The organism is Pseudomonas sp. Q1 (assembly GCF_009935975.1).
GTDB classification, from domain to species: Bacteria; Pseudomonadota; Gammaproteobacteria; order Pseudomonadales; family Pseudomonadaceae; genus Aquipseudomonas; species Aquipseudomonas palleroniana.
The window spans coordinates 50,679-72,446 of the sequence record NZ_QODI01000020.1 but is presented as its reverse complement, the minus strand read 5'-3'; the positions used below and the strand labels follow the sequence as shown (position 1 = coordinate 72,446).

The 21,768-nt window shown below is 61.9% G+C and carries 21 protein-coding genes and 1 pseudogene; 12 read left to right on the top strand and 10 right to left on the bottom strand.

The window, feature by feature from the left end; translation table 11 throughout:
* Positions 1 to 23 precede the first annotated feature (23 nt).
* Together DK870_RS26125 and DK870_RS26120 are read right to left on the bottom strand one after the other, a co-directional pair.
* Positions 24 to 2,432, bottom strand: a complete 2,409-nt coding sequence (locus tag DK870_RS26125; RefSeq protein ID WP_161550125.1) for a glucose/quinate/shikimate family membrane-bound PQQ-dependent dehydrogenase — start codon at positions 2,430 to 2,432, stop codon at positions 24 to 26.
* Positions 2,433 to 2,546: 114 nt separating this feature from the next.
* Complete coding sequence (locus tag DK870_RS26120) at positions 2,547 to 3,422, bottom strand: bestrophin family protein (RefSeq protein WP_090371861.1); 876 nt, start codon at positions 3,420 to 3,422, stop codon at positions 2,547 to 2,549.
* Between the two features lie 396 nt (positions 3,423 to 3,818).
* On the opposite strand from DK870_RS26120, the gene DK870_RS26115 reads away from it, so the two are divergent.
* Together DK870_RS26115 and DK870_RS26110 are read left to right on the top strand one after the other, a co-directional pair.
* A complete protein-coding gene (locus DK870_RS26115; protein WP_372241720.1) occupies positions 3,819 to 4,610 on the top strand; it encodes a hypothetical protein in 792 nt (263 codons plus the stop codon).
* A 3-nt stretch (positions 4,611 to 4,613) separates the two neighbouring features.
* The gene (locus tag DK870_RS26110; protein ID WP_161550124.1) at positions 4,614 to 5,654 is read left to right on the top strand and encodes a GGDEF domain-containing protein; all 1,041 of its coding nucleotides are present in this window, start codon (positions 4,614 to 4,616) and stop codon (positions 5,652 to 5,654) included.
* Between the two features lie 2 nt (positions 5,655 to 5,656).
* Here the strand turns inward: DK870_RS26110 and DK870_RS26105 are convergent, their stop codons facing one another.
* The 3 genes from DK870_RS26105 to DK870_RS26095 are packed head-to-tail and all read right to left on the bottom strand — an operon-like array spanning position 5,657 to position 7,685.
* Positions 5,657 to 6,259: a glutathione S-transferase family protein gene (locus tag DK870_RS26105; protein WP_090371855.1), complete on the bottom strand. Its 603-nt coding sequence runs from the start codon at positions 6,257 to 6,259 to the stop codon at positions 5,657 to 5,659.
* A 29-nt stretch (positions 6,260 to 6,288) separates the two neighbouring features.
* The gene (mug, locus tag DK870_RS26100) at positions 6,289 to 6,822 is read right to left on the bottom strand and encodes a G/U mismatch-specific DNA glycosylase (RefSeq protein ID WP_161550123.1); all 534 of its coding nucleotides are present in this window, start codon (positions 6,820 to 6,822) and stop codon (positions 6,289 to 6,291) included.
* Positions 6,819 to 7,685, bottom strand: a complete 867-nt coding sequence (locus DK870_RS26095; RefSeq protein WP_060755410.1) for a LysR substrate-binding domain-containing protein — start codon at positions 7,683 to 7,685, stop codon at positions 6,819 to 6,821. Before DK870_RS26095 ends, mug begins: the two co-directional genes overlap by 4 nt.
* Positions 7,686 to 7,819: 134 nt before the next feature.
* Here DK870_RS26095 and DK870_RS26090 point away from each other — a divergent pair, with 134 nt between their 5' ends.
* From DK870_RS26090 to DK870_RS26065, 6 genes are all read left to right on the top strand, one after another.
* Entirely contained in the window at positions 7,820 to 8,869 is a 1,050-nt protein-coding gene (locus DK870_RS26090; RefSeq protein WP_161550122.1) for an agmatine/peptidylarginine deiminase, read from the top strand.
* A complete protein-coding gene (aguB, locus tag DK870_RS26085) occupies positions 8,866 to 9,747 on the top strand; it encodes an N-carbamoylputrescine amidase (RefSeq protein ID WP_161550121.1) in 882 nt (293 codons plus the stop codon). The genes DK870_RS26090 and aguB overlap by 4 nt, the downstream gene beginning before the upstream one ends.
* Complete coding sequence (locus DK870_RS26080) at positions 9,744 to 10,823, top strand: extracellular solute-binding protein (RefSeq protein ID WP_060755407.1); 1,080 nt, start codon at positions 9,744 to 9,746, stop codon at positions 10,821 to 10,823. Before aguB ends, DK870_RS26080 begins: the two co-directional genes overlap by 4 nt.
* Before the next feature lie 169 nt (positions 10,824 to 10,992).
* On the top strand, positions 10,993 to 12,093 hold the full coding sequence (locus DK870_RS26075; protein WP_161550120.1) for an agmatine/peptidylarginine deiminase: 1,101 nt from the start codon (positions 10,993 to 10,995) through the stop codon (positions 12,091 to 12,093).
* A 44-nt stretch (positions 12,094 to 12,137) separates the two neighbouring features.
* On the top strand, positions 12,138 to 12,965 hold the full coding sequence (gene yghU / locus DK870_RS26070) for a glutathione-dependent disulfide-bond oxidoreductase (protein ID WP_060755405.1): 828 nt from the start codon (positions 12,138 to 12,140) through the stop codon (positions 12,963 to 12,965).
* A gap of 64 nt (positions 12,966 to 13,029) precedes the next feature.
* On the top strand, positions 13,030 to 14,010 hold the full coding sequence (locus tag DK870_RS26065; RefSeq protein ID WP_060755404.1) for a Dyp-type peroxidase: 981 nt from the start codon (positions 13,030 to 13,032) through the stop codon (positions 14,008 to 14,010).
* Here DK870_RS26065 and DK870_RS26060 read toward each other — a convergent pair.
* Complete coding sequence (locus DK870_RS26060; protein WP_090371838.1) at positions 13,988 to 14,860, bottom strand: undecaprenyl-diphosphate phosphatase; 873 nt, start codon at positions 14,858 to 14,860, stop codon at positions 13,988 to 13,990. The genes DK870_RS26065 and DK870_RS26060 overlap by 23 nt on opposite strands.
* A 374-nt stretch (positions 14,861 to 15,234) precedes the next feature.
* Here DK870_RS26060 and DK870_RS26055 point away from each other — a divergent pair, with 374 nt between their 5' ends.
* Entirely contained in the window at positions 15,235 to 15,741 is a 507-nt protein-coding gene (locus tag DK870_RS26055; RefSeq protein ID WP_060755402.1) for a GNAT family N-acetyltransferase, read from the top strand.
* A 31-nt stretch (positions 15,742 to 15,772) separates the two neighbouring features.
* Here DK870_RS26055 and DK870_RS26050 read toward each other — a convergent pair whose 3' ends face one another.
* Positions 15,773 to 16,729, bottom strand: coding sequence for a GlxA family transcriptional regulator (locus tag DK870_RS26050; RefSeq protein WP_161550119.1), 957 nt, complete (start codon positions 16,727 to 16,729; stop codon positions 15,773 to 15,775).
* A 157-nt stretch (positions 16,730 to 16,886) separates the two neighbouring features.
* Between DK870_RS26050 and DK870_RS26045 the strand changes: the two genes are divergently transcribed.
* Together DK870_RS26045 and DK870_RS26040 are read left to right on the top strand one after the other, a co-directional pair.
* On the top strand, positions 16,887 to 17,564 hold the full coding sequence (locus DK870_RS26045; protein ID WP_161550118.1) for a type 1 glutamine amidotransferase domain-containing protein: 678 nt from the start codon (positions 16,887 to 16,889) through the stop codon (positions 17,562 to 17,564).
* A gap of 80 nt (positions 17,565 to 17,644) precedes the next feature.
* A complete protein-coding gene (locus DK870_RS26040; protein WP_161550117.1) occupies positions 17,645 to 18,769 on the top strand; it encodes an alkene reductase in 1,125 nt (374 codons plus the stop codon).
* Here the strand turns inward: DK870_RS26040 and DK870_RS26035 are convergent, their stop codons facing one another.
* A complete protein-coding gene (locus tag DK870_RS26035) occupies positions 18,770 to 19,768 on the bottom strand; it encodes an NAD(P)H-quinone oxidoreductase (RefSeq protein WP_161550116.1) in 999 nt (332 codons plus the stop codon).
* A gap of 152 nt (positions 19,769 to 19,920) precedes the next feature.
* Between DK870_RS26035 and DK870_RS26030 the strand changes: the two genes are divergently transcribed.
* Positions 19,921 to 20,307 carry a DoxX family protein gene (locus DK870_RS26030; protein ID WP_104993335.1) on the top strand — a complete coding sequence of 129 codons (387 nt, stop codon included), beginning with the start codon at positions 19,921 to 19,923 and terminating at the stop codon, positions 20,305 to 20,307.
* A 233-nt stretch (positions 20,308 to 20,540) separates the two neighbouring features.
* Here the strand turns inward: DK870_RS26030 and DK870_RS26025 are convergent, their stop codons facing one another.
* Positions 20,541 to 21,359 carry an alpha/beta fold hydrolase gene (locus DK870_RS26025; RefSeq protein WP_161550115.1) on the bottom strand — a complete coding sequence of 273 codons (819 nt, stop codon included), beginning with the start codon at positions 21,357 to 21,359 and terminating at the stop codon, positions 20,541 to 20,543.
* A 117-nt stretch (positions 21,360 to 21,476) separates the two neighbouring features.
* Positions 21,477 to 21,728: pseudogene (locus DK870_RS26020) on the bottom strand (protocatechuate 3,4-dioxygenase subunit alpha); the annotation flags it as partial.
* Between the last annotated feature and the right edge of the window lie 40 nt (positions 21,729 to 21,768).

The window sequence follows — 21,768 nt, the reverse complement described above, 5'->3', positions numbered from 1 at the left end:
AGCACCGCGCAAACACAGGGTTTTTATGGCAGGGCGTAGGCGATCACGTAGTCGCCACGGTCGGTGGACTGGCGTGCGCCACCTGCGGTGATGACCACGTACTGCTTGCCGGTTTTCGGCGAGACGTAGGTCATCGGGCCGCCCTGGCTGCCGACGGGCAGGCGGGCTTTCCAGATTTCTTCACCGTTGCCGCTGTTGAAGGCGCGCAGGTAGAAGTCCTGGGTGCCGGCGATAAAGATCAGGCCACCCTGGGTCGACAGCGTACCGCCAAGGGTCGGCAGGCCGATCTTGATCGGCAGGTGCATGCGGATACCCAGCGGGCCGGTGTCTTCCACGGTGCCGACCGGCACTTGCCAGGCGACTTTCTGGGTTTTCATGTCGGTCGCGGTCAGGGTGCCGAACGGCGGCGCCTGGCACGGAATACCGGCCACCGACAGGAAGCGGTTTTTGTTCACCGCATACGGTGTGCCCTTGAGCGGTACGGCGCCCATGCCGGTGTTGAGTGCTTCACCGCCGGACGAGGCCTGGGCCTTGTTCTGCGAGGGGATCATCTGGATCCACAGGCCCAGGCGCATGTCGTTGACGAAGATAAAGCCGTGCACCGGGTCGGTGGAAATACTGCCCCAGTTCATGCCGCCCAGGGAACCTGGGAAGCTCAGCGATTTATCGGTGCCCGGCGCGGTGTACAGGCCGTCGTAGCGCATGCCCTTGAAGTCGATGCGGCACAGCAACTGGTCGTACGGCGTGGCACCCCACATGTCCGCCTCGGTCAGGGTTTGCGCGCCGATCTGCGGCATGCCTACCGATTTGGGCTGGGTCAGCGAGTAAGGCTCGTTGGGGATGTTCGCCGCCTTGACGGGCACTTCCTTGACGTCGGTCAGCGGCTTGCCGGTGGCACGGTCGAGCACATAGATCTGCCCGGCCTTGGTGCCGATCACCACGGCGGGTACGGCTTTGTCGCTACCCGGCGGGGTGAAGTCGATCAGGCTCGGCTGCATCGGCAGGTCGAAGTCCCACAGGTCGTTGTGGACGGTCTGGTAGACCCATTTTTCGCTGCCGGTGGAAGCATCCAGCGCCAACACCGAGGCGCCGTACTTGTGGTTGAGCTGGGTGCGTTCCACGCCATAGATATCGGTGGAGGAACTGCCCATCGGCAAGAACACGGTGTTCATCAACGGGTCATAGGACATCGGTGCCCAACTGTTCGGCGTACTGCGCACATACGTGCTGCCGGCTGCGGGGGCTTGTTTGTCGGCGGGGTTGCCCGGGTCGAAGGCCCAGCGCATTTTGCCGCTGATTACGTCGAAACCCCGGATCACGCCGCCGGGCATGTCGGTCTGCACGTTATCCGCCACGCGTCCGCCGACCACCACGGTGGTGCCGGCCATCAAGGGCGCCGAGGACAATTGGTAGTAGCTGTCCGGTACATCGCCCAGGCCGGCTTTCAAGTCCACCTGGCCATGGGTGCCGAAGTCTTCGCAGAATTTACCGGTGTCGGCATCCACGGCGATCAGGCGCGCATCAATGGTGTTGGTCAGCAGGCGACGCTGGCATTGCGCACCGGCCGGTACGCTGGCGGCGAGAATCGGCGAGCTGTTGGGCTGCGTCGGTTGGGCAATCGGCGCGGTGGCGTCGAAATACGCCATGCCACGGCAGCGCTGCCACACCGCCGACTTGGCGTTGATCTCGTTCTTCCACAGCTCTTTGCCGGTGTCGGCATCCAGCGCAATCAGGTTGTTGTGGGGGGTGCAGATAAACACCTTATTGCCGATCTGCAACGGTGTCAGTTGGTCTTCGGCACCGTTGCCGTCGCTGATCGCCACGTCGCCGGTGTGGTAGGTCCAGGCCACCTTGAGCTTATTGACGGTGTCGCGGTTGATCTGGTCCAGTGCGGCAAAGCGGCTGCCGCCTTCGGTATTGCCGTAGTGAGCCCAGTCTTTTTGCGCGTCGGCCGCAGCGACCGGCGTGATGCCAGGGCCTTGACCGGTCGACGCGACGCTTGGGTGGGCGACAAACATATTGCCTGCCGCGACCGCCACGCCCACCGCCAACACGGCGGCAATCGCATAGGCGCCCCGTGCCGGCCGGTTGACCAGCAGCGGGTACACCAGCGCCACGACCACGCCGATCACCGCGAACATGAACAGTCGCGAGAACATCGGCCAGAACACCAGGCCCACATCCGCAATCGCCCACACGGCGGTCCCTACCAGGAACGTCGCGAACAACCAGGCGCCCGCCGGTTTGCGCTGGGCAATCAACAGCCCGGACACCGCCATCGCCAGGCCGCCGATCAGGAAGTACCAGGAGCCGCCAAGGCTCACCAGTTTGGCGCCGCCCACGGCCAGCGCCACGCCGAGCAGGGCGATGATGACGCCCAGGCCCAGCAGGAGAAATCTAGAGGCGCCGGTGGCGCGCGATGCTCGTTTCATATCGATAAATGCTCGAAGGTGAGAGGCGAAGGCGCGATTTTAGCAATATAAGTAACCAGTTAGTACATTATGCTCGGTAATAGTCTGTTACCGGCTCGGCGATGATGCCCGGCGTCAAGCCAGGGCATCCCGCTGCATGGACTGCAGGTTCTTCTCGATGGTCTCGCAGATGTTTTCCATCTGTATCTGGTGTTCGCTGGAGCGAAACGGGCTTTGCAGGTCGGTGCCGATGCGTTCGATCGCCAGCAGCATGAAGCCCACCACCGTTGAGGCCAAGGGTGTGAACCAGCCCAGGGATTCCACCAGGCCCACCGGCACGATCAGGCAAAACAGCGAAATGAACAACCGGGGAAAATACACGTAGGGGTAGGGCAGCGGCGTATTTGCAATCCGCTCCATGCCGCCCTGGCTGTTGGATAAATCCACCAGCGTCGACTCCAATCGCGCCAGGCGAATGCTGTCCAGGCGCCCGGCCTGGTATTCCCGGGCCAGCAAGGTCGCCGAACCGGTGAGCAGGTCATTGGCAAAATTATTGGTGGCGCCGTTGCGCGCGAACTCGTCCGCGGGAATAAACGCGCGCACCTCATCAGGGCAGGGGCGGCCCCTGAGATGCGCCGCCAGGCAGTTCACGTAGGCGACGTGGCGACGCAACAGGGTTGATTTGATCGGGTTCACCTCGCCCTGGACATCATCGAGCAAGGTCAACACCTGGCGGGCGTAGCTGCGCGAGTTGTTGACCATCGCCCCCCACAGCGTGCGCGCTTCCCACCAACGGTTATAGGCGCTGCTGTTACGAAAGCTGATCAATACCACCAGGGCCGAACCCAGCAGAGTCAGGGGCATCAGCGGCAGGTTGATCTTGGCATTGAGAAACAGCATGAAATCCACCGTGACGGCGATATCCCACAACAGCAGCCAGAACAGCGACCAGCCCACATAACCCATGGTTTTGATGATCAGACGGTATTTCTTGAGGATCGCGGCTTTCAAATCAAGACCTCGCAGGGAACGGTTGGTAACAGTGCTCTGATTCGGACGTGCGCAGTCTGGGAAAGGTTCGCTGACCAATGCGTGAATGGAGTTATTCAATAAGTGCAAGGCGTAAATACGGGGGAAGTGTCACAAGAGTTCTCTGGATTGTGCGCAATCAGCGCCTTGGAACAACTTTGGTATTGATGATGTGTGGTCGGCCAATCGCTGTACATTGCGCCATCAGGCAAAGCGCCATTACCTGAAGTTTTGCGACGTGATTTGTTGTGGGACCGGGTCACGGAAACTTCTGTGGCCGAGATCAGTGGAAGACAGTTGGTTGGTCAGGGCTCATTCATGCACGTCAGTTCGTTGAAGTTGGCTATATGTCACACGGCGCAGGAGCTCGAACGCCATGTGGATTTTGAACGTTCCATCCGGGCCCACTACACGGTGCAGTTGGGCCCCTATTCAAGACGGCCGTTTTTCTACAAGAGCGCACTCAAATACAGCCGTTTGATGGTGTCGTTTGCGTTGTTGAGTGAATACTTCCGCAAGCCGACACCGTTACTGTCCGAGGTCAAAACCTTTTGTGTGGCGCGCGGGTACTGCTCGCGAAACAGCCTGGAGTCGATCTTTTCGTTACTACGTGCCTTGGGTTTCATGGAAGTCGCGCCACACCCGGAAGACAGCCGTTTCCGGGTGTATTCACCGTCGGAGGAAGCCTGTCGCGAAGTGCGTCTGATGCTGGCGTCGATTACCCACTCATTGACCCGGATGTGCCCGGATCGCGCCACCTTGCAGCGCATGCATGCGCTGGATGACCAGCAGTTCCTGGCGACCTATTTCAAAGGCTTTGGTGTCATCCTGGCCGCCGACCTGACCGTCGATGTGTTGCTGCCCGAGTGTTACTGGCTGGTCAAGCGAGATGCCGGGCATATGTTGATGCTCGCCATCTACAACGATGCGTTTGCGCCGGACAATCAACGGGCGCGCTTTCGTTCGTCTTCCTACCTGGCCTTGGCCAAACAACTTTCAGTATCGAAAACCCACGTCATCCGAGTGGTTCAGGAGGGGGTCGAAAAGGGCTACTTCAAAGTCCACTCCAAGACCCGATTGGAAGTGCTGCCGCGATTTGCCAGCCTGGTCCGGCGGTTTATGGCGTTTTCATTTGCGGTGAGCGTGCATGCCGTTGAGATGGGAGCCTAAAAGATGCCTGCTCACTTGAAGTTGAGACCCAGAATGCGCCGGTTGCTCTCGCCGGCGGTCACCTGGGCCGAAGGGATAGGGATTGTGGCCTGGGTGGGCCAGTTGCTGATTCATCCGGGCATTGAGTTCGACGGTATCACCTTGTTGATCAGTATCTGCCTGCTGGTGGTGTGCCGGCTTCATAATGTGGTCGAGAACTTTCACCTGTGGCGGGCGCTGGGCATTGTCTACGTGGTGGTGCTGTCGGCAGGTTTTGCCTATGTCATCGAGGCTCAGGAAGCGTTGCGTATTTTTGTGCTGCCGCTGGCGGTCACACTGGTCATCAGCAGCGCCATCCTGTTTATCAGTGTTCGCGACTATCTGGTCTGCACGGCATTGGTGTGGCTGATCCTGTGGCCGTTGATGCAGACCGATAACTACGCTCAAACGCAGACCTACCTGTGGATGTTTTGCCTGTCGTCGGTGTCGATCGGCTTTGTCTTGAGCTTTTCCTATTTGAAGACCTTGCGTTCGGTACTGCTGGTGGAAAGTGAGTTCCGCGTGATGGCGGAGACCGACTATCTGACCTCCATCCTCAACCGCCGCGCGTTCATGCAATGCTTCGACAACCTGATCGCCGAGGGGCAAAGCGGCTACTTCCTGATGCTGGATATCGACAGTTTCAAGTCCAAGAATGACCTTTACGGCCACGATGTCGGCGACAAGATCCTGTGTGCCATGGCCACCTGCCTGAGAAATGCCCAGGGCAGCCACAGTTTCGGCCGGATCGGCGGCGAGGAGTTCGGCGTGCTGTGGCTGGGCGATGACTCGGCGCTGGCCTGCGACTTTGCCCTGGACCTGTTGCAAGCGATCCGGCGTAGTGTCGCCGCGCCGCACAACTACACCTGCAGTGCGGGCATGGCGCGGTTTTCAGCGGGGGCGGAGCTGTCGGTGGTGCTCAAGAGCGCCGACAGGAATTTGTACAGCGCCAAGCGTAATGGCAAGGATCGCGTTTATCTGGAGGGCGAGCTGGTCGCCGCACCGTGTGGTGCGACGACGCTGTGAATTTACTCGATCGGGTAGCGTTTGAAGGCTGGATGCTGTTCCAACTGCTCGGCGTGGCGTTGCAGGTTGGCAAATGCGTCGGCTTTCACCACCGAGGGTACGGTGAATTGGCTGAAAGACCAGGCCACTGCCGCCGTCAGCGATGCCTGGGAGATCGCGTTACCGGCGGCCTGGCCCAAGTGTTTGTCGAGCAAGCCAAAGGCGGCCAGCAATTGCCCGCTGACCCGGTCGAGCCAGGGGGCGTGTTGCTTCTCGGCGGGGCGCAGGTTGTGCTCATACACGATCTGCACGCTTTTCTCACAGGCGGCCAGGGCCAGCCCGAGCAGTTGCAGATCGCGGGCACGTGCGGCGGGCGATGGAGGCAGCAGCTTTTTGTCAGCCGGGGCCAGGGTTTCCAGATAGTCCAGGATCAGGCTCGAATCCATGAGTACCGTGCCATCGTCCAGCACCAGGGTGGGCGCCTTGACCACCGGGTTAATCTGGGCGAATTCGGTGTAAGTGCTGAACACCGAGAGTGCTTCATGGGTGAAGTCCACCCCGTACAGGTCCAGGGATATGGCCACGCGGCGTACGTAGGGCGAGTCCAGCATGCCGATCAGTTTCATGAAGCCTCCATTGCTTGCGGGTATCGGGCTCAAGAGAGTAAGGGCATCGGCTCGGCGCGCGCAATCGCTTCACGCAGCGGCTGGTAGGCCTGCACCAATTGTTCCAGGCTGAATGCCAGGTTGCGCCCACTGGGGTTGGGCAGTACCCACACCGAGGCCTCGGCGAAGGGTTGTGGCTGCAACCCCCAGGCGAGCGTGCGCTGGCCTGACAGTGCGCTATAACCTGCCTTGCCGAGAAACGCCAGGTAGCGCGGCCGACAGCGGCGGATTTTCTGTTCGAACGCTGTCGCCGCCTGCAGGAATTCATGCCGGGCCAATTCCCCCGCGCTGGCGGTGGGCCGCTCCACCAGCGTGGTCAGGCCGCAGTGGTATTGCAACAACGTGTGGCCGTCCTCGGGGCGAATCTCATGGGGCGTAAAACCCGCCAGGTGCAGCGTGCGCCAGAAGCGGTTGCTGCGATTGGCAAAGTGCTGGCCGATGGCGGCGGAGCCCTTGCCGGGGTTGATACCGCAGAACACCACGCTCAGGTGTTCGGCGAGGATGTCTTCAAGCCGCTCGTTCATGTCGGGTCTACCTGCAGATGGGTCAGCAACCACGCGGTGAAATGACGCGCCATGGGGTCGTGCTCGCTGTCACGATGAGTCAGCAGCGCCCAACTGGGGCCGCGGATCGTGGCTTCCACCAGGGGCGACAGCAAACCGTCCGCCCGCGCCTTGCGACTGAGCAACTGGCTGACCAAGCCAATGCCCAATCCGGTGCACACCGCGTCCAGCAACAGGCCAGGGTCGGAAAAATTCAGCCCCTGAGCTTGCTGCCCCACGTCGATCCCGGCTTCCACCGCCCAATGGCTCCAGTCCATTTCCCGTTCGCCATGCAAGGTGGTGCGCTGGTCGATGGGCAGTTGCAATACCTTGGGGTGGCACGCCGGAAACAGTCGGTCGGCATGCAGGACCTTGAAGCTGCATTCGGCCTGGGAACTGATGTCGTCGCGCACCGCCAGGTCGATGGTCTGGGTGGCCATGTCGGGGACTTCGTCGGTGCTGAAGATCCACAGGTCGACCTGCGGGTGCTGAAGGCGGAAATCCGCAAGTCGCGGTAGCAGCCAATGCCGGGCAAAGGTCGGCGTGGTGTTGAGCACCAGTTGATTCGGTTTGCGGTACTGCCCGAGCCGACGCACGCCCACCGCCAGTTGCTGCAACAACGCCTGGGTGGTGCTGAGGAAGTCGTGGCCGGCGTCGGTCAGGCTCACGCTGCGACCGCTGCGAAAGAACAGCGGCTGTTCCAGGTACGCCTCCAGGCTGCGGATCTGTTGGCTGATCGCCGATTGGGTCAGGTGCAGTTCCTCGGCGGCCTTGTGAAAGCTGCCCAGCCGGGCGGCGGCTTCAAAGCCGCGCAGGGTGCCGAGGGGCGGCCAGTGATTGAGCATGCTGATAAGTTCCTCTAATCAGTTTTCTACAAAATCCATCGTTTGTTTGGTCAATAGCGCCAACGTAGCATGCATGCCAGCACTCCGTGGGCAGTTTTCACTGAACACAATGACTTAACTCAAAGGTATTTGTCATGCAGCGCAATGAACATTCAAGCAGGGGGTGGTGGATGCCCGCGGAGTGGACCCGACATGCGGCGACCTGGATGGTCTGGCCCCATAACCAATCGCTCTGGGAAACCACCTGGGGCGTCACCTTGCCCGGGGTGCAGGAGGACTTCGCCAGGGTGGCCAATGCCATCGCGCGGTTCGAACCGGTGAAGATGATCGTGGACCCGTCGGCCCTGGCCCGTGCGCGAGCGCTGTGCGGGCCAGGGGTCGAGCTGATTGCGCAGGCGGTCAACGACAGTTGGTGTCGCGACTCCGGCCCGACCTTCATCTGCCACCCGCAACAGGGCTTGGCCGGGGTGAGTTGGCGCTTCAATGCCTGGGGCGGCAAGTCGGCGCATGACTTGGACGAAAGCCTGGCGCGACGGGTGCTCAATCACCTGGGCCTGGAGTGCTTCGGCACGCCTTTGAGCAATGAGGGCGGGGCAATCCATGTCGACGGCGAGGGCACCTTGATCACCACCGAGTCGGTGCTGCTCAACCCCAACCGCAACCCCGGCATGACCAAGGCCGATATCGAGGACATCTTTGCGCGCCTGTTGGGCATCCGCAAAACCGTCTGGCTGCCTGGTGACCCGGATTACGTCACCGGCGACATGACCGATGGCCACGTCGACGGCGTGTGTGCCTTCGCGCGCCCCGGTGTGCTGTTGGTGGATGCGACCCACGACCAAGGTTCGGTCTACGCCGAGGTGGTGCGCGAAAATCGTCGCGCCCTGGCGTTGGCCTCGGACGCCAACGGGCGCCGCTTTGAAATGCTTGAGTTGTACGAAGCGAGCGAGGCCGTCGATAGCGAGGCCGAGGTGTTCTGTGCCTCCTACACCAACTTCTATATCGCCAATGGCGCGATCATCATGCCGGCCTATGGCATTGCCGCCGACCAGGCTGCCGCCGAGGTGCTGGCCCAGGCGTTCCCTGGTAGGGAAGTCGTCCCGGTGCAGATCAACCAGCTGGCCCATGGCGGCGGCGGCGTGCATTGCATCACCCAGCAACAGCCTGCAGGAGCCATGCGATGAGCCTGCTGACGATCGCGACGACGCAAATGCCGTGCACCTGGGATTTGCCCGGTAACCTTGATCGCGCCGAGCAGTGGGTGCGCGCTGCCGCAGCCCGGGGCGCCCAGGTGATTTTGTTGCAGGAACTGTTCGCCACGCCTTACTTCTGCATCGAGCAGCACCCCCGGCACTTGGCGCTGGCCGAGGAGTACGCGCACAGCCAGGTGCTCAAACGCTTCGCCGCCTTGGCCAGGGAGTTGGGGGTGGTGCTGCCGCTGAGCTGGTTTGAAAAAGCCGGCAATGCCTTCTTCAACTCCCTGAGTGTGGCCGACGCTGATGGGCAACTGCTGGGGGTGTACCGCAAGACCCATATCCCGAACGCCATCGGCTATCAGGAGAAGGAGTACTTCAGCCCCGGCGACACAGGCTTTCGCGTCTGGGACAGCGCATTCGGGCGCCTGGGCATCGGCATCTGCTGGGATCAGTGGTTCCCTGAAACTGCACGCTGCCTGGCTTTGCAGGGCGCCGAAGTGCTGCTGTTTCCCACTGCCATTGGCTCGGAACCCGGCTGCGCGACGCTCGACTCCCGCGACCATTGGCAGATGACCATGCGCGGCCACGCGGCGGCGAACCTGCTGCCGGTGGTGGCGGCCAACCGTGTCGGCCGCGAAGTCGCAACCACCGATAGCGCGCTGCAAATGGACTTCTACGGTTCCTCGTTTATCTGTGACCATAAAGGCGCATTGTTGGCCGAGGCTGACCGCGACTCGACAGGTGTCTGGGTCCACAGCCTGGACCTTGCGGCGATGCGCGAAGAGCGCCTGACATGGGGCATCTTCCGTGATCGCCGTCCGGACATGTACGGCGCACTGCTGACGCTGGACGGTCGCCCATCATGAAACGACTGCTGATAGGTACACTGATGCTCAGCGCCGCCTGCGCCTCGGCGGACGACAAAACCCTGAAGCTGTACAACTGGGCCGATTACTTCGCGGCCGACACCTTGTCCCGATTCACCGCTGAAACCGGTATCCAGGTGATCTACGACGTCATGGACGGCAGCGAGACCCTGGAAGCCAAGTTGATGGCCGGCGGCAGCGGCTACGACCTGATCTTCCCGGGCGACACGGTGGCCGAGCGCCTGATGCGCGCCGGCAGCCTGCAGCCGCTGGACCCCGCCAGGCTCACTGCGCTGAACGATATCGAGCCGGGCCTGCAACAGCTGCGCAGCCGCTACGTCACCTCGAACAAAGCCACTGTGCCCTATACCTGGGGCACTATCGGCCTGACCTATAACGCGCAGAAGATCGAACAGCGCTTGGCGAATGCGCCGGTCAACAGTCTTGACCTGCTGTTCAAGCCGGAGCTGGCGGCCAAATTCGCCGACTGCGGCATTTCGCTGATCGACTCGCCGGACGAAGTGCTGGCCGTGGTGCTCAACTACCTCGGCCGCGACCCGCGCAGCGCCAAGCGCGAGGACCTGGCCGCCGCCAGCGCGCTGCTGCTGAAACTGCGGCCGTACATCCGCAAGTTCCAGTCGCAGCCGGTGACCGACCTGGTCAACGGCGACCTGTGCCTGTCCCTCGGCTACAGCGGCGACATGACCCAGGCCCAGCGTGCCGCCGATGCCGCCGGCAAACCGGTGACTTTCGGTTATCACATCCCCCGCGAGGGCACCACGGTGTGGATGGACACGATGGCCATTCCCGTCGACGCGAAGCACCCGGAATATGCCTACGCGTTCATCAATTTCGTGATGCGCCCCGAGAACATGGCCGCCATCAGCAACTTCACCGGCTACCCCACGGCCAACGCCAAGGCGCGGCCGGCGGTGGAGGCGCGTATGCGCGACAACCCCGACCTCTACCCGGATGCGCCCACCTTTGAACGGCTGATTGCCGGCAAGGACATCCCCCAGGCCGACATGCGCGCCCGCATGCGCATATGGACTAAATTCAAAACAACCCCCTTGTAGTGAGCGGGCTTGCCCCGCGCTGGGTGGCGAAGCCGCCCCCATATCAAGGACGCCGAGGTGTTTCAGGAAGACCGAGGTGCCTGGGTTTAGGGCGGCTTCGCCCCCCAGCGCGGGGCAAGCCCGCTCACTACAAGGCCCCGTTAATTCAATGCCGTACTCAGAGACTGATATGCCAACCCGTCGAACCTTCCTCAAACACGCCAGTGTGGTCTGCGCCATGACGTTGCTCACCCCTTATGTAAGCGCCGCCGTAAAGGGCCAGTTCTATATGCCCGACGAGGGTGAAACGCATCGCCAGGCGTTTATCGCCTTTGGCGCCCAGGATGCGATCTGGGAAGACTTCACCGCCGACGTGCAAGCGGCGTTGGGCCGTATTGCCCGGGCGATTGCCGTGTACGAGCCGGTCACGGTGTTTTGCCGTGAAGACGAGCGCGGGCTGGCCGAGCAGCACTGTGGTACGCGCAACATCACCTTTGTAGAAACCGAGTTGGACGATATCTGGATGCGCGACACCGGTGCCAATTTCGTCGTCGACGGTGCGGGTGGCCAGGGCGCGGTGGACTTCAACTTCAACGGCTGGGGCAACAAGCAACAGCATGCCGAAGACGCCATGCTGGCCGGGCAGGTTGCCGAAGTCACCGCTGCCCGCCATATCCGCAGCGAGCTGGTGGGTGAGGGCGGCGGGATCGAGGTGGATGGCCTGGGCACCGCAATCATGACCGAGAGCAGCTGGATCAACCGTAACCGTAACCCCGATTGGAGCAAGGCCGACGTCGAAGCCGAACTCAAGGAGCGCCTGGGTCTGCGCAAGATCATCTGGCTGCCGGGCATCAAGGGCAAAGACATCACCGACGCTCACGTCGACTTCTATGCACGCTTCGTGTCGCCCGGCGTGGTGCTCGCCAACCTCGACACCGACCCTGAGTCCTACGATCACAAGGTCACCCTGGCGCACCTGGCAATTCTCAACAGCGCCACCGACGCCGATGGCCGTCCGTTGCAGGTACACACCGTGTCGCCGCCGCTGAACCCGCGCAGAAGCAAATTCAGCCGACGCAACGCCGACTTCGCCGCCGGCTACATCAATTATTTCGTGATCAATGGCGCGGTGATTGCGCCTGAATTTGGCGACCCGGTAGCGGATCGCAGGGCCTTGGAGCTGTTGTCGCGTCTGTATCCGAAGCGCACAGTGGTGCAGCTCAATATCGACGCGATCGCGGCGGGCGGGGGTGGCATCCACTGCGTGACCAACCATCAACCTTTGGTTTAGTCTGGAGCGCTTCGTTGATCGAAAGCGCCTCTGGAGCACTCAGCATGACCGATTACGTACCGCCTGAAGTATGGACCTGGGACAGCGAAAGTGGTGGCACCTTCGCCAGTATCAACCGACCGATTGCCGGCGCGACTCACGAGAAAGCACTGCCGGTCGGCAAGCACCCGTTGCAGCTATATTCCCTGGCCACGCCGAACGGGCAGAAGGTCACCATCCTGCTCGAAGAGCTGTTGGCCCTGGGGCACAAGGGCGCGGAATACGACGCCTGGCTGATCAAGATCGGCGACGGCGATCAGTTCGGCAGCGGCTTTGTGGCGGTCAACCCGAACTCCAAGATCCCGGCCTTGATGGACCACAGCGGCGATACGCCGATTCGGGTGTTTGAGTCGGGGGCGATCCTGCAGTACCTGGCGCAGAAGTTTGGCGCGTTCTTGCCGACCGAGCCGGCCGCGCATGCCGAGTGTTTGTCGTGGTTGTTCTGGCAGATGGGCAGCGCACCCTATCTGGGCGGTGGTTTTGGACATTTTTATGCGTATGCGCCGAGCAAGATGGAATACCCCATTAACCGGTTTGCCATGGAGACCAAGCGCCAGCTCGATGTATTGGACCAGCGTTTGGCGGTGAGCCAATACATTGCCGGGGATGAGTACACCATTGCCGATATTGCGATCTGGCCCTGGTATGGCGGGTTGGTGAAAGGGCGTCTATATGGCGCGGCGCAGTTTTTGTCGGTGCATGAGTACAAGCATGTGCTGCGCTGGGCCGAGGCGATCGAGGCACGGCCGGCGGTGCAGCGCGGGCGGCGGGTGAATCGGACTTCGGCCGATGAGGGTGTGCTTGAACGGCATGCGGCGAGTGATCTTGACTGATCTGTCGGATATGAACTGCTAATCTGCGCGAATTCAAACCTCCTTTAGCCTGTGGAACCTCATCATGAAAACCTGCCCGGTACGGCCGCCCCTGGAGCCGCAGTCTGTTTGCCACCCGATCACCAGCAGCGCGATTTTCATGGTCGCCACCCTCGCACCCGGTAACGTCGACAGCGTGCGCGCCTGGTGCGCCGATATCGCCGGCCTGGTGCGTTCGGTGGGCAAGCGCGTACCGTCGGGCAACCTTACCTGTGTGTGCGGGTTTGGCTCCCAGGCGTGGGACCGACTGTTCGGCGCGCCGCGCCCGGCGGCATTGCATCCGTTTCGCGAGTTCGGTGTAGAAGGGCGCAAGGCGGTGGCCACGCCAGGGGATATTCTCCTGCACATCCGCGCCGATCAGATGGACCTGTGCTTCGAGCTGGCCACCCAGTTGATGGCGGCCTTGGGCGACAGCGTGAAAGTCGTGGATGAGGTCCAGGGTTTCCGTTACTTCGATATGCGCAGCATCATCGGGTTTGTCGACGGCACCGAGAACCCGGTGGGGCGTAAAGCCGAGGCGTTCGCCCTCGTCGGCGACGAAGACCCGGGTTTCAGCGGTGGCAGCTACGTGCTGGTGCAGAAATACCTGCACAACATGACGGCCTGGAACGGCCTGACGGTGGAAGCCCAGGAAAAGGTGATCGGGCGCACCAAGTTGGCGGACATTGAGCTGGATGACGAGACCAAGCCGACCAACTCCCACAGCGCGCTGACGGTGATCACCGACGAAAACGGCGAAGAAGTGAAAATCCTGCGCGACAACATGCCTTTCGGACGCCCCGGCGCCGGGGAGTTCGGCACCTACTTCATCGGCTATGCGCGTTCGCCGCAGCCGCTGGAGCAGATGCTGGAAAACATGTTCGTCGGCCGTCCGGTCGGCAACTATGACCGCTTGCTGGACTTCAGCACGGCCGTCACCGGGAGCCTGTTTTTTGTGCCGTCGGCCGACCTGCTCGAGGAGCTGGCCGACCGCGAACCCGGTCTTAGCCCAACAACCCCGTGCTGACCGCCACAATCAGGAAAACCCCCAACAGCGCGCGGTAGATCACGAACGGCCAGGTGGAGAACCGCTCCAGGAACTTCATCAGGCCCCAGATCGCAAAGAACGCCGACACGCTGGCAACCACCAGCCCGAAGAGCAAGTGCGACCAGGCATGGGCCGGCATCTCGGCGTGCAGCAGCACCCACAGTTCCTTCAAACCGGCCAGCGCAATGGCCGGCAGGCCCAGCAGGAAGGAAAAGCGTGCGGCTTCTTCACGCTTGAAGTTGAGAAACAGCGCGGCGGTCAGGGTCGAGCCCGAACGCGATACGCCTGGGATCAATGCGCCGATCTGCGCGATACCCACGATCAAGGCGTCACGCAGGCGCATTTCGCTCACTTCCCGGGTATGGCGAGCCCGCACCTCGGCCACCGCCAGCAACACGGCCATGACCACGCAGGAAATGCCGATCACCATCAAGCCACGCAACGGCGAGTTGCAGGCGTTCAGGGTGGAAGACAGCGCCAGGCCGGCGATGCCGATCGGAATGGTTGCCAGCACAATCGCCACGGCCAACTTGAACCAGCGGTCGTTGTAGTCACCGCGGCGCACCGCGCTGATGCTGCCGGTGGTGACCTGGCGTACATCGCGCCAGAAGTAACTGACCACCGCTGCCAGGGCCGCCAACTGCATCGCAGCGGAAAACGCCGAGCCGGGGTCTTGCCAGCCGAGCAGTGCAGGCACCACACGCATGTGGGCGGTGGACGACACCGGCAAGAGTTCGGTAATGCCCTGGATCACGCCCAGGATGAAGATCTGCAGGTAGTCCAGGGAGGCAAAACCTACGTCAAGGCCAGCGGTACAAACGTTCGTCAAAATAGGTGTCCTTGAATAAAAAGGGCGGCGTAATTGGCTAATGCCAGTCAGTTAAGGCTTAACGCGGTCATTGTGGGAGGGGCGGTGCGACGATTCGACTTGCTCCCGATAGGCCGCGCAGCGGCCTCAAAAATGGGCCTGCTACGCAGGCCATCGGGAGCAAGCCCCCTCCCACAGGTTATCCATCGTCTGCTCTATCGCTTAACTGACAGGCATTAGGGTAATTGGCAAAGTTTATTCTAAATGTTTCAGGATTTTGGCCGGCGCAGGATAAATACGCAATCGGTTCAGCCAACAGAAAGGTTGGACAATGTATTGGCCTGCCTGCGGGTTTTGTGAACAATGGCGCCCTGCGTTTTTTCACTGAGAGCCCCATGCCTGAAACCACCGTCGAACTGATCCAGACCGGCCCCGACGAAGCCGAGCTGATCCGCAATCTCTACCAGTACTACGCCTACGAGTCCTCGGACTGGGAGCAGGAAGATGTCGAAGCGGACGGCCGTTTCTACATCCACGACGAACATCTGGCCCGTTACTGGCAAGACCCGCAGTGGAGCGCCAACCTGTTGCTGGTCGATGGCTATATCGCCGGCTTCCTGCTGATCGAAGGCAGCGAGTTGCCGGGCATCGATGCCCTGGAACTGGCCGACCTGTTCATCCTCAAGCGCTATCGCCGCAAAGGCATCGGCCGCGCCATCGCCACCCAGGTGCTGTGCAGCGGCGAGGCCAATTGGCTGTTGCGTTTCTATGACCAGGACGAAGTGGCGCAGGCGTTCTGGCGCAATGTGCTGGATAACCTGCCGCGCCCGGTGCAAACCCTCGAGCTGGACGATGAACCGCAGTTGGTGAGTTACCTGATCACACGGGCAGCGCTGCACTGACAGCAGGGTTGAGCGTCGAGATGCCCGGCGATCAGGCGCGGGTGCTGCCCGCGTGTGTCGCGAACAGCAGCTGCTGCATCGCCTGCGGCGGTTGCCCGAACGCGCGCAGGAACGCCTGGCGCATGCGCTCGCGATCCCCGAAGCCGGTTTCGCGGGCCACCACTTCGACCGGGTGACGGCTGGTTTCCATCAAGGCCCGGGCCGCCTCCACCCGCAGGGACTCGATGGCCTTGGCCGGGGTTTGCCCGGTTTCTTCACGAAACACCCGGCTGAACTGGCGTGGGCTGAGCCGCGCCACGTCGGCCAGGGCCTCCACGGACAAGTCATGGGTCAGGTTCTCGCGGGCATAGGCCAGGGCCAGTTGCACGCGGTCGGACTTGGGGTCCAGTTCCAGCAGTGCCGACAATTGCGACTGCTCGCTGCCACGGCGCTGGGCGATCACCAATTTGCGTGCGATACGCCGGACCAGGTCGCTGCCCAAGTCGTTTTCGACCATGGCCAGCGCCAGGTCCACACCGGCACTCATGCCGGCGCCGGTCCACACTTGACCATCGACGACAAACAGCTTGTCTTCTTCCAGGTGGATGTGGGGGTAGCGCTTACGGAAGGCCGGGGCGTGAATCCAGTGAGTGGCGGCGCGCTTGTCGTCGAGCAGCCCGGCTTCGGCCAGCACGAAGATGCCCATGCACAGCGAAGCGATCCGTCGCGACTGCGCGGAGGCGGTCTTGACCAGGGCCGGCAAGTTGGCCTCGGGTAATTGGAACTCCAGATAACCGCTGACGATCAACGTGTCATAGCCCTGCGGCCGCATCGGCGTTGTATTGACCGAAAAGCCCTGGGACGTCATCACGGCACCGCCATGCTCCGACACCAGGTGGAACTCATAGACCGGCTCGCCCTGGAGCAGGTTTGCACACTCGAACACCGAGGCCAGGCTGAGGCTCAGGGATTGGAAGTTCGGGTAAACCAGCAGCGCGACGCTATGCATCGTGTTTCTCCAGGGGCAGGGGCGAGGGATTGTCGGTGGATGGCGGGCAAACGGCAACTGCCACTGTGGCATGTCCGAAAACCTTGCGGATATGACGTTGTGCGGCAACCACCCGGCTCATAAGCTTCAACCCACAGACATCCCGAGGCACTGAACGATGAAAGTATTGATGGTACTGACCTCTCACGACCAGCTTGGCGATACCGGCAAGAAAACCGGCTTCTGGCTTGAAGAGTTTGCTGCACCCTATTACGTATTCAAAGACGCCGGTGCCGAGGTGGTACTGGCATCCCCGGCCGGTGGCCAGCCGCCGCTGGACCCAGTGAGCGATCAACCGGATGCGCAAACCGAGCAGACGCGCCGTTTTGCGGCGGACCCGGCAGCGCAACAAGCCCTGGCCAGCACCCTACGCCTGGACACGGTCAAGGCCGCAGACTTCGACACGGTATTCTACCCCGGCGGCCATGGCCCGCTGTGGGATCTGGCTGAGTCGCCGACGTCCATCGCACTGATCGAGTCGTTCGAACGTGCCGGCAAGCCCATCGGTTTTGTCTGCCACGCGCCGGGCGCGCTGCGCCACGCCAAGGCGGTGAACGGCGAGCCGCTGGTCAAGGGCCGCCGAGTGACCGGCTTCTCCAATTCGGAAGAGGCGGCCGTGGGCCTGACCGACGTGGTGCCGTTTCTGGTTGAAGATGATTTCAAGGCCCTCGGCGGCCACTATGAAAAAGGCGCCGACTGGCAGTCTTTTGTGCTCCAGGACGGTTTGCTGGTCACCGGGCAGAACCCGGCCAGCTCCAGTGATGCGGCCAAGGCCCTGCTGAAACTCACCGCTTAACTCACTCAACCTCTCTATTGAATTGGCGACCCTCAAGGGTCGCCAAGGCTTTCGTTCGTGCTGAATCTGGAATCTTGCTGATGATCCACAGTGTTTTGAATGCCCCGATCAAGTTGGGCAACCACACCTTGAACAACCGCATCGTGCTGCCCCCCTTGACGCGCCAACGCAGCGCACAACCCGGCGACATCGCCACTGCGCTGATGGCCGAGTATTACCGCCAGCGCGCCACCGCCGGTTTCATGATCAGCGAGGGTACGCAGATCGAGCCCCGAGGCCAGGGCTACGCCTGGACGCCGGGTATCTACACCCCGGCGCAGATCGACGGCTGGCGCACCGTCACCGACGCGGTCCATGCCGAAGGCGCGGTGATCTTTGCGCAGTTGTGGCACGTCGGCCGCGTCTCGCATAACGCGCTGCAACCGGATGGCGCCGCTCCGGTTGCGCCGTCCGCCATCGCTGCCCAACAAGCGAAAGCCTTTATTGCCACCGGGCCGGGCACGGGGGAGCTGGTGCAACCGCCCGTACCACGCGCGTTGAGCGTGTTGGAAATCGAGGAACTGGTGGGGCATTACGCCCAGGCCGCCCGCAATGCCCTGGATGCGGGCTTCGACGGTGTGGAGATCCACGCCGCCAATGGTTACCTGGTCAATCAGTTTATCTCCGCCCATGCCAATCAGCGTGACGACGAGTACGGTGGCTCGCTGCACAATCGCTTGCGTTTCCTGCGGGAAATCGTCGAGGCCGTGAGTGCCGTGGTCGGGCCGCAGCGCCTCGGTGTGCGTTTCTCGCCGCTGTTCAGCGGCACGCAGCAGGAGCGGGTGTATATCGGCCTGGTGGAAGACGATCCGCATCACACCTACATCGAAGCGATCAAGGTGCTGGAGGCGTCGGGGGTTGCCTATGTATCAATCGCCGAGGCGGATTGGGACAACGCGCCGGACCTGCCCGACACCTTCCGTGAAGCCGTGCGCAGCACCTTCAGCGGCCGCATCATTTACGCCGGCCGCTACACCGCTGAACGCGGTGCACGGCTGGTCGAAGCAGGCCTGGCGGACCTGATCGCGTTCGGACGTCCGTTCATTGCCAACCCGGACCTGCCGCAGCGGATCTTCAACGGCTGGCCGCTGAATCCGCTGCGGGCCGAAGGCTTGTATGGCGGGACGCAGGCGGGGTACACCGATTACCCGGCCTACGCCGAATAGTCAGGCGACCCGCAACACGATCTTGCCAATATGGTCGCCACCTTCCATCCGCGCATGGGCTTGGGCGGCCTCGGTGTAATCGAACACCTGGTCGATCATCGGCACGCAACGTCCCGCTGACAGCGCCGGCCAGACGTGTTCGCGCAACTGCTCGGCAATCGCGGCTTTCTCTTCGCGGGTGCGCGGGCGCAGCAGCGAGCCGGTGATGTTGGCGCGCTTGGCCAGGATGGTCAGCAGGTCGACGTCATTGGCCTTGCCGCCGCCGAGGAAGCCCAGCATCACCAGGCGGCCGTCCATCGCCAGGGCCTTGAGGTTGTTGTTGAGGTAAGAGGCGCCCATGATGTCGAGCACCACATTCACCCCTTGGCCGCCGGTTTTTTCGGCGATGACCTGAGCGAAATCCTGCTCGCGATAATTGATCGCCTCGGCTCCCAGCTGGGTGATGGCGGCGCATTTGTCGGCGCTGCCGGCGGTGGCAAAGGCCTGGATGCCGAATTCGCGACACAGCATCAACGCGGTGGTGCCGATGCCGCTGGTGCCGCCGTGGATCAAGGCACGCTGGCCCTTGTGCGCACCGCCCAGGCCGAACAGGTTGGCCCACACCGTGAAGAAGGTTTCCGGGATGGCGGCGGCATGAATCCAGTCCATGCCGTCGGGGACCGGCAACGCCTGGCTGGCAGGCACGCTGCAATATTGCGCGTAGCCGCCGCCATTGGTCAGCGCGCACACCTTGTCGCCCAGGGCGTAGGTCGTCACGCCGTCGCCCAGCGCCACCACCTCACCCGCCACTTCAAGGCCAGGAATCGGGCTCATGCCAGGTTTCATCGGGTACTTGCCGGCGCGTTGCAGGGCGTCGGGGCGGTTGACCCCGGCGGCATGCACGCGGATCAGGATTTCGCCGGCGGCCGGGGCGGGCACCGGTGCCGAATGTGGCTTGAGCACCTCGGGGGCGCCAGGGCTGGTGATTTCAATCAACGTCATGTCTTGAGGCAGGGACATCGTGCGATTCCTGTAGTCGTGGACCTATGAAGTGGGACTACCTTACGCGGCCGTTGATTCAATCGGAACCCTTTCATGTGAGCACATGGCTGCAAGCCAATGGGCGGTGGCTGCAAGACAATCGTCTTGGTTTCCCTAGACACGAGGTGCGTATGAACGAATCAAGACATCAGGACATCGGGCTGCTGTTTTTGCGCGTCAGCGGGGCGTTGTTCCTGCTGTGGGTCCATGGTTTGCCGAAGTTGCTGGACTACAGCGCGCAGCTGAAATTGATCGAGGACCCTTTTCACTTGGGCGCCAATCTCACCTTGCTGTTGGCGATCTTCGCCGAGGTGCTGTGCCCGTTGCTGATCATCGCCGGGGTGCTGACCCGCCTGGCGTGCTTGCCGATCCTGGCCGTGCTGCTGATTGCGATGTTGGTGGTGCATCCTGAGTGGACGCTGTTCGAAGGGCAGTTCGGCTGGTTGCTGCTGATCATCTTCACCAGCGTGTTGATCAGTGGGCCGGGCCGTTTGGCATTGGGCCGGCATTGGGCCTGAATAAAAGGTCCTGAATAAAAAAGGGCCGGGCAAGCCCTAATGCCAGTCAGTCAAGGCTTAACGCTGTCACTGTGGGAGGGGGCTTGCTCCCGATAGCGGTGAGTCAGTCGATAAACTGCTGGCTGACACACCCTCATCGGGAGCAAGCCCCCTCCCACAAGTTATTCATCGTCCGTTCTATCGCTTGACTGGCTGGCATCTGGGCAAGCCCGACCAAATAAGGAGATGGTGTTTCAGCGGTTCAGGAACGCCAGCAGATCTTCATTCAATGCCTGGGCATGCGTCACGGCGAACCCGTGGGGTGCGTCCTTGTACACCTTGAGCTCGGCCCCTTTGATCATCTGGGCGGCGACCTTGCCAGTGGTCTCGAACGGTACGATCTGGTCACCGTCGCCGTGGATCACCAGGGTTGGTACGTCGATCTTGGCCATGTCCGGGCGGAAGTCGGTCTGCGAGAAGGCGGTGACGCAATCCACGGTGGACTTGAGCGAAGCTTGCAGGGCGATCTGCAGGGTCTGGGTGAGGACGCCGTCCGAGACTTTCTGGCCCTTGTTGAGGCCGAAGAACGGCGCATTGAAGTCGGCGATGAACTGCGCACGATCCTTGAGCAGACCGACTTTGATGCCATCGAACACCTCGGTCGGCACACCCTGCGGGTAATCCGGTTTCTGGCCGAACAGCGGTGTCACCGCCCCCAGCAGCACCAGGCCGGCTACGCGGGCGGTACCGTGGCGTGCGATGTAGCGGGCCACATCGCCGCCGCCCATGGAGAAGCCCACCAGGGTCACCTCCTTGAGGTCCAGGTGGTTGATCAACTGGGCAATATCATCGGCGAAGGTGTCGTAATCGTTACCGGTCCACGGTTGATCCGAGCGGCCGAAACCCCGGCGGTCAAACGCGATGGTGCGAAAGCCGCGGCTGCTCAGGTATTCCATCTGGTATTCCCACATGTCGGCATCCAGCGGCCAGCCGTGGCTGAACAACACGGGCTTGCCGCTGCCCCAGTCTTTGAAATAGATCTGTGTACCGTCTTTGGCTACGAATGTACTCATGGAAAACTCCTCGGATGGGGGCAAGTGGCTCAGCGCACTATCGTGTGAAACCGGACCCGAGGTCTTGTATGCCTGTGCTCGGTTGAACGGTTCAGGCACCAAGGTGTTGCTTGGGCGTCAGAAATCGAAAAGCACGGTTTCTGCTGCGCCTTGGACATGAATATCGAAGCAGTAGGCCAACCGGCCATCCACGGTACAGCGCTTGGCGATCAAGGGGGCGCGACGATGGGGCTGCTCGATCAGGTTCAGTACCGGGTCCAGTGCATTGGCCTCAGGTTCGTCGTCGAAATATAGACGGGTTTGCAGATGAATGTTGATGCCGTGCGCAAACAGCGAGACGTTGATATGCGCCGTCATCGCAACGCCAGAGCGCGCAGGACGATATCAAAGCGAAAAGCCAGGCTTATGA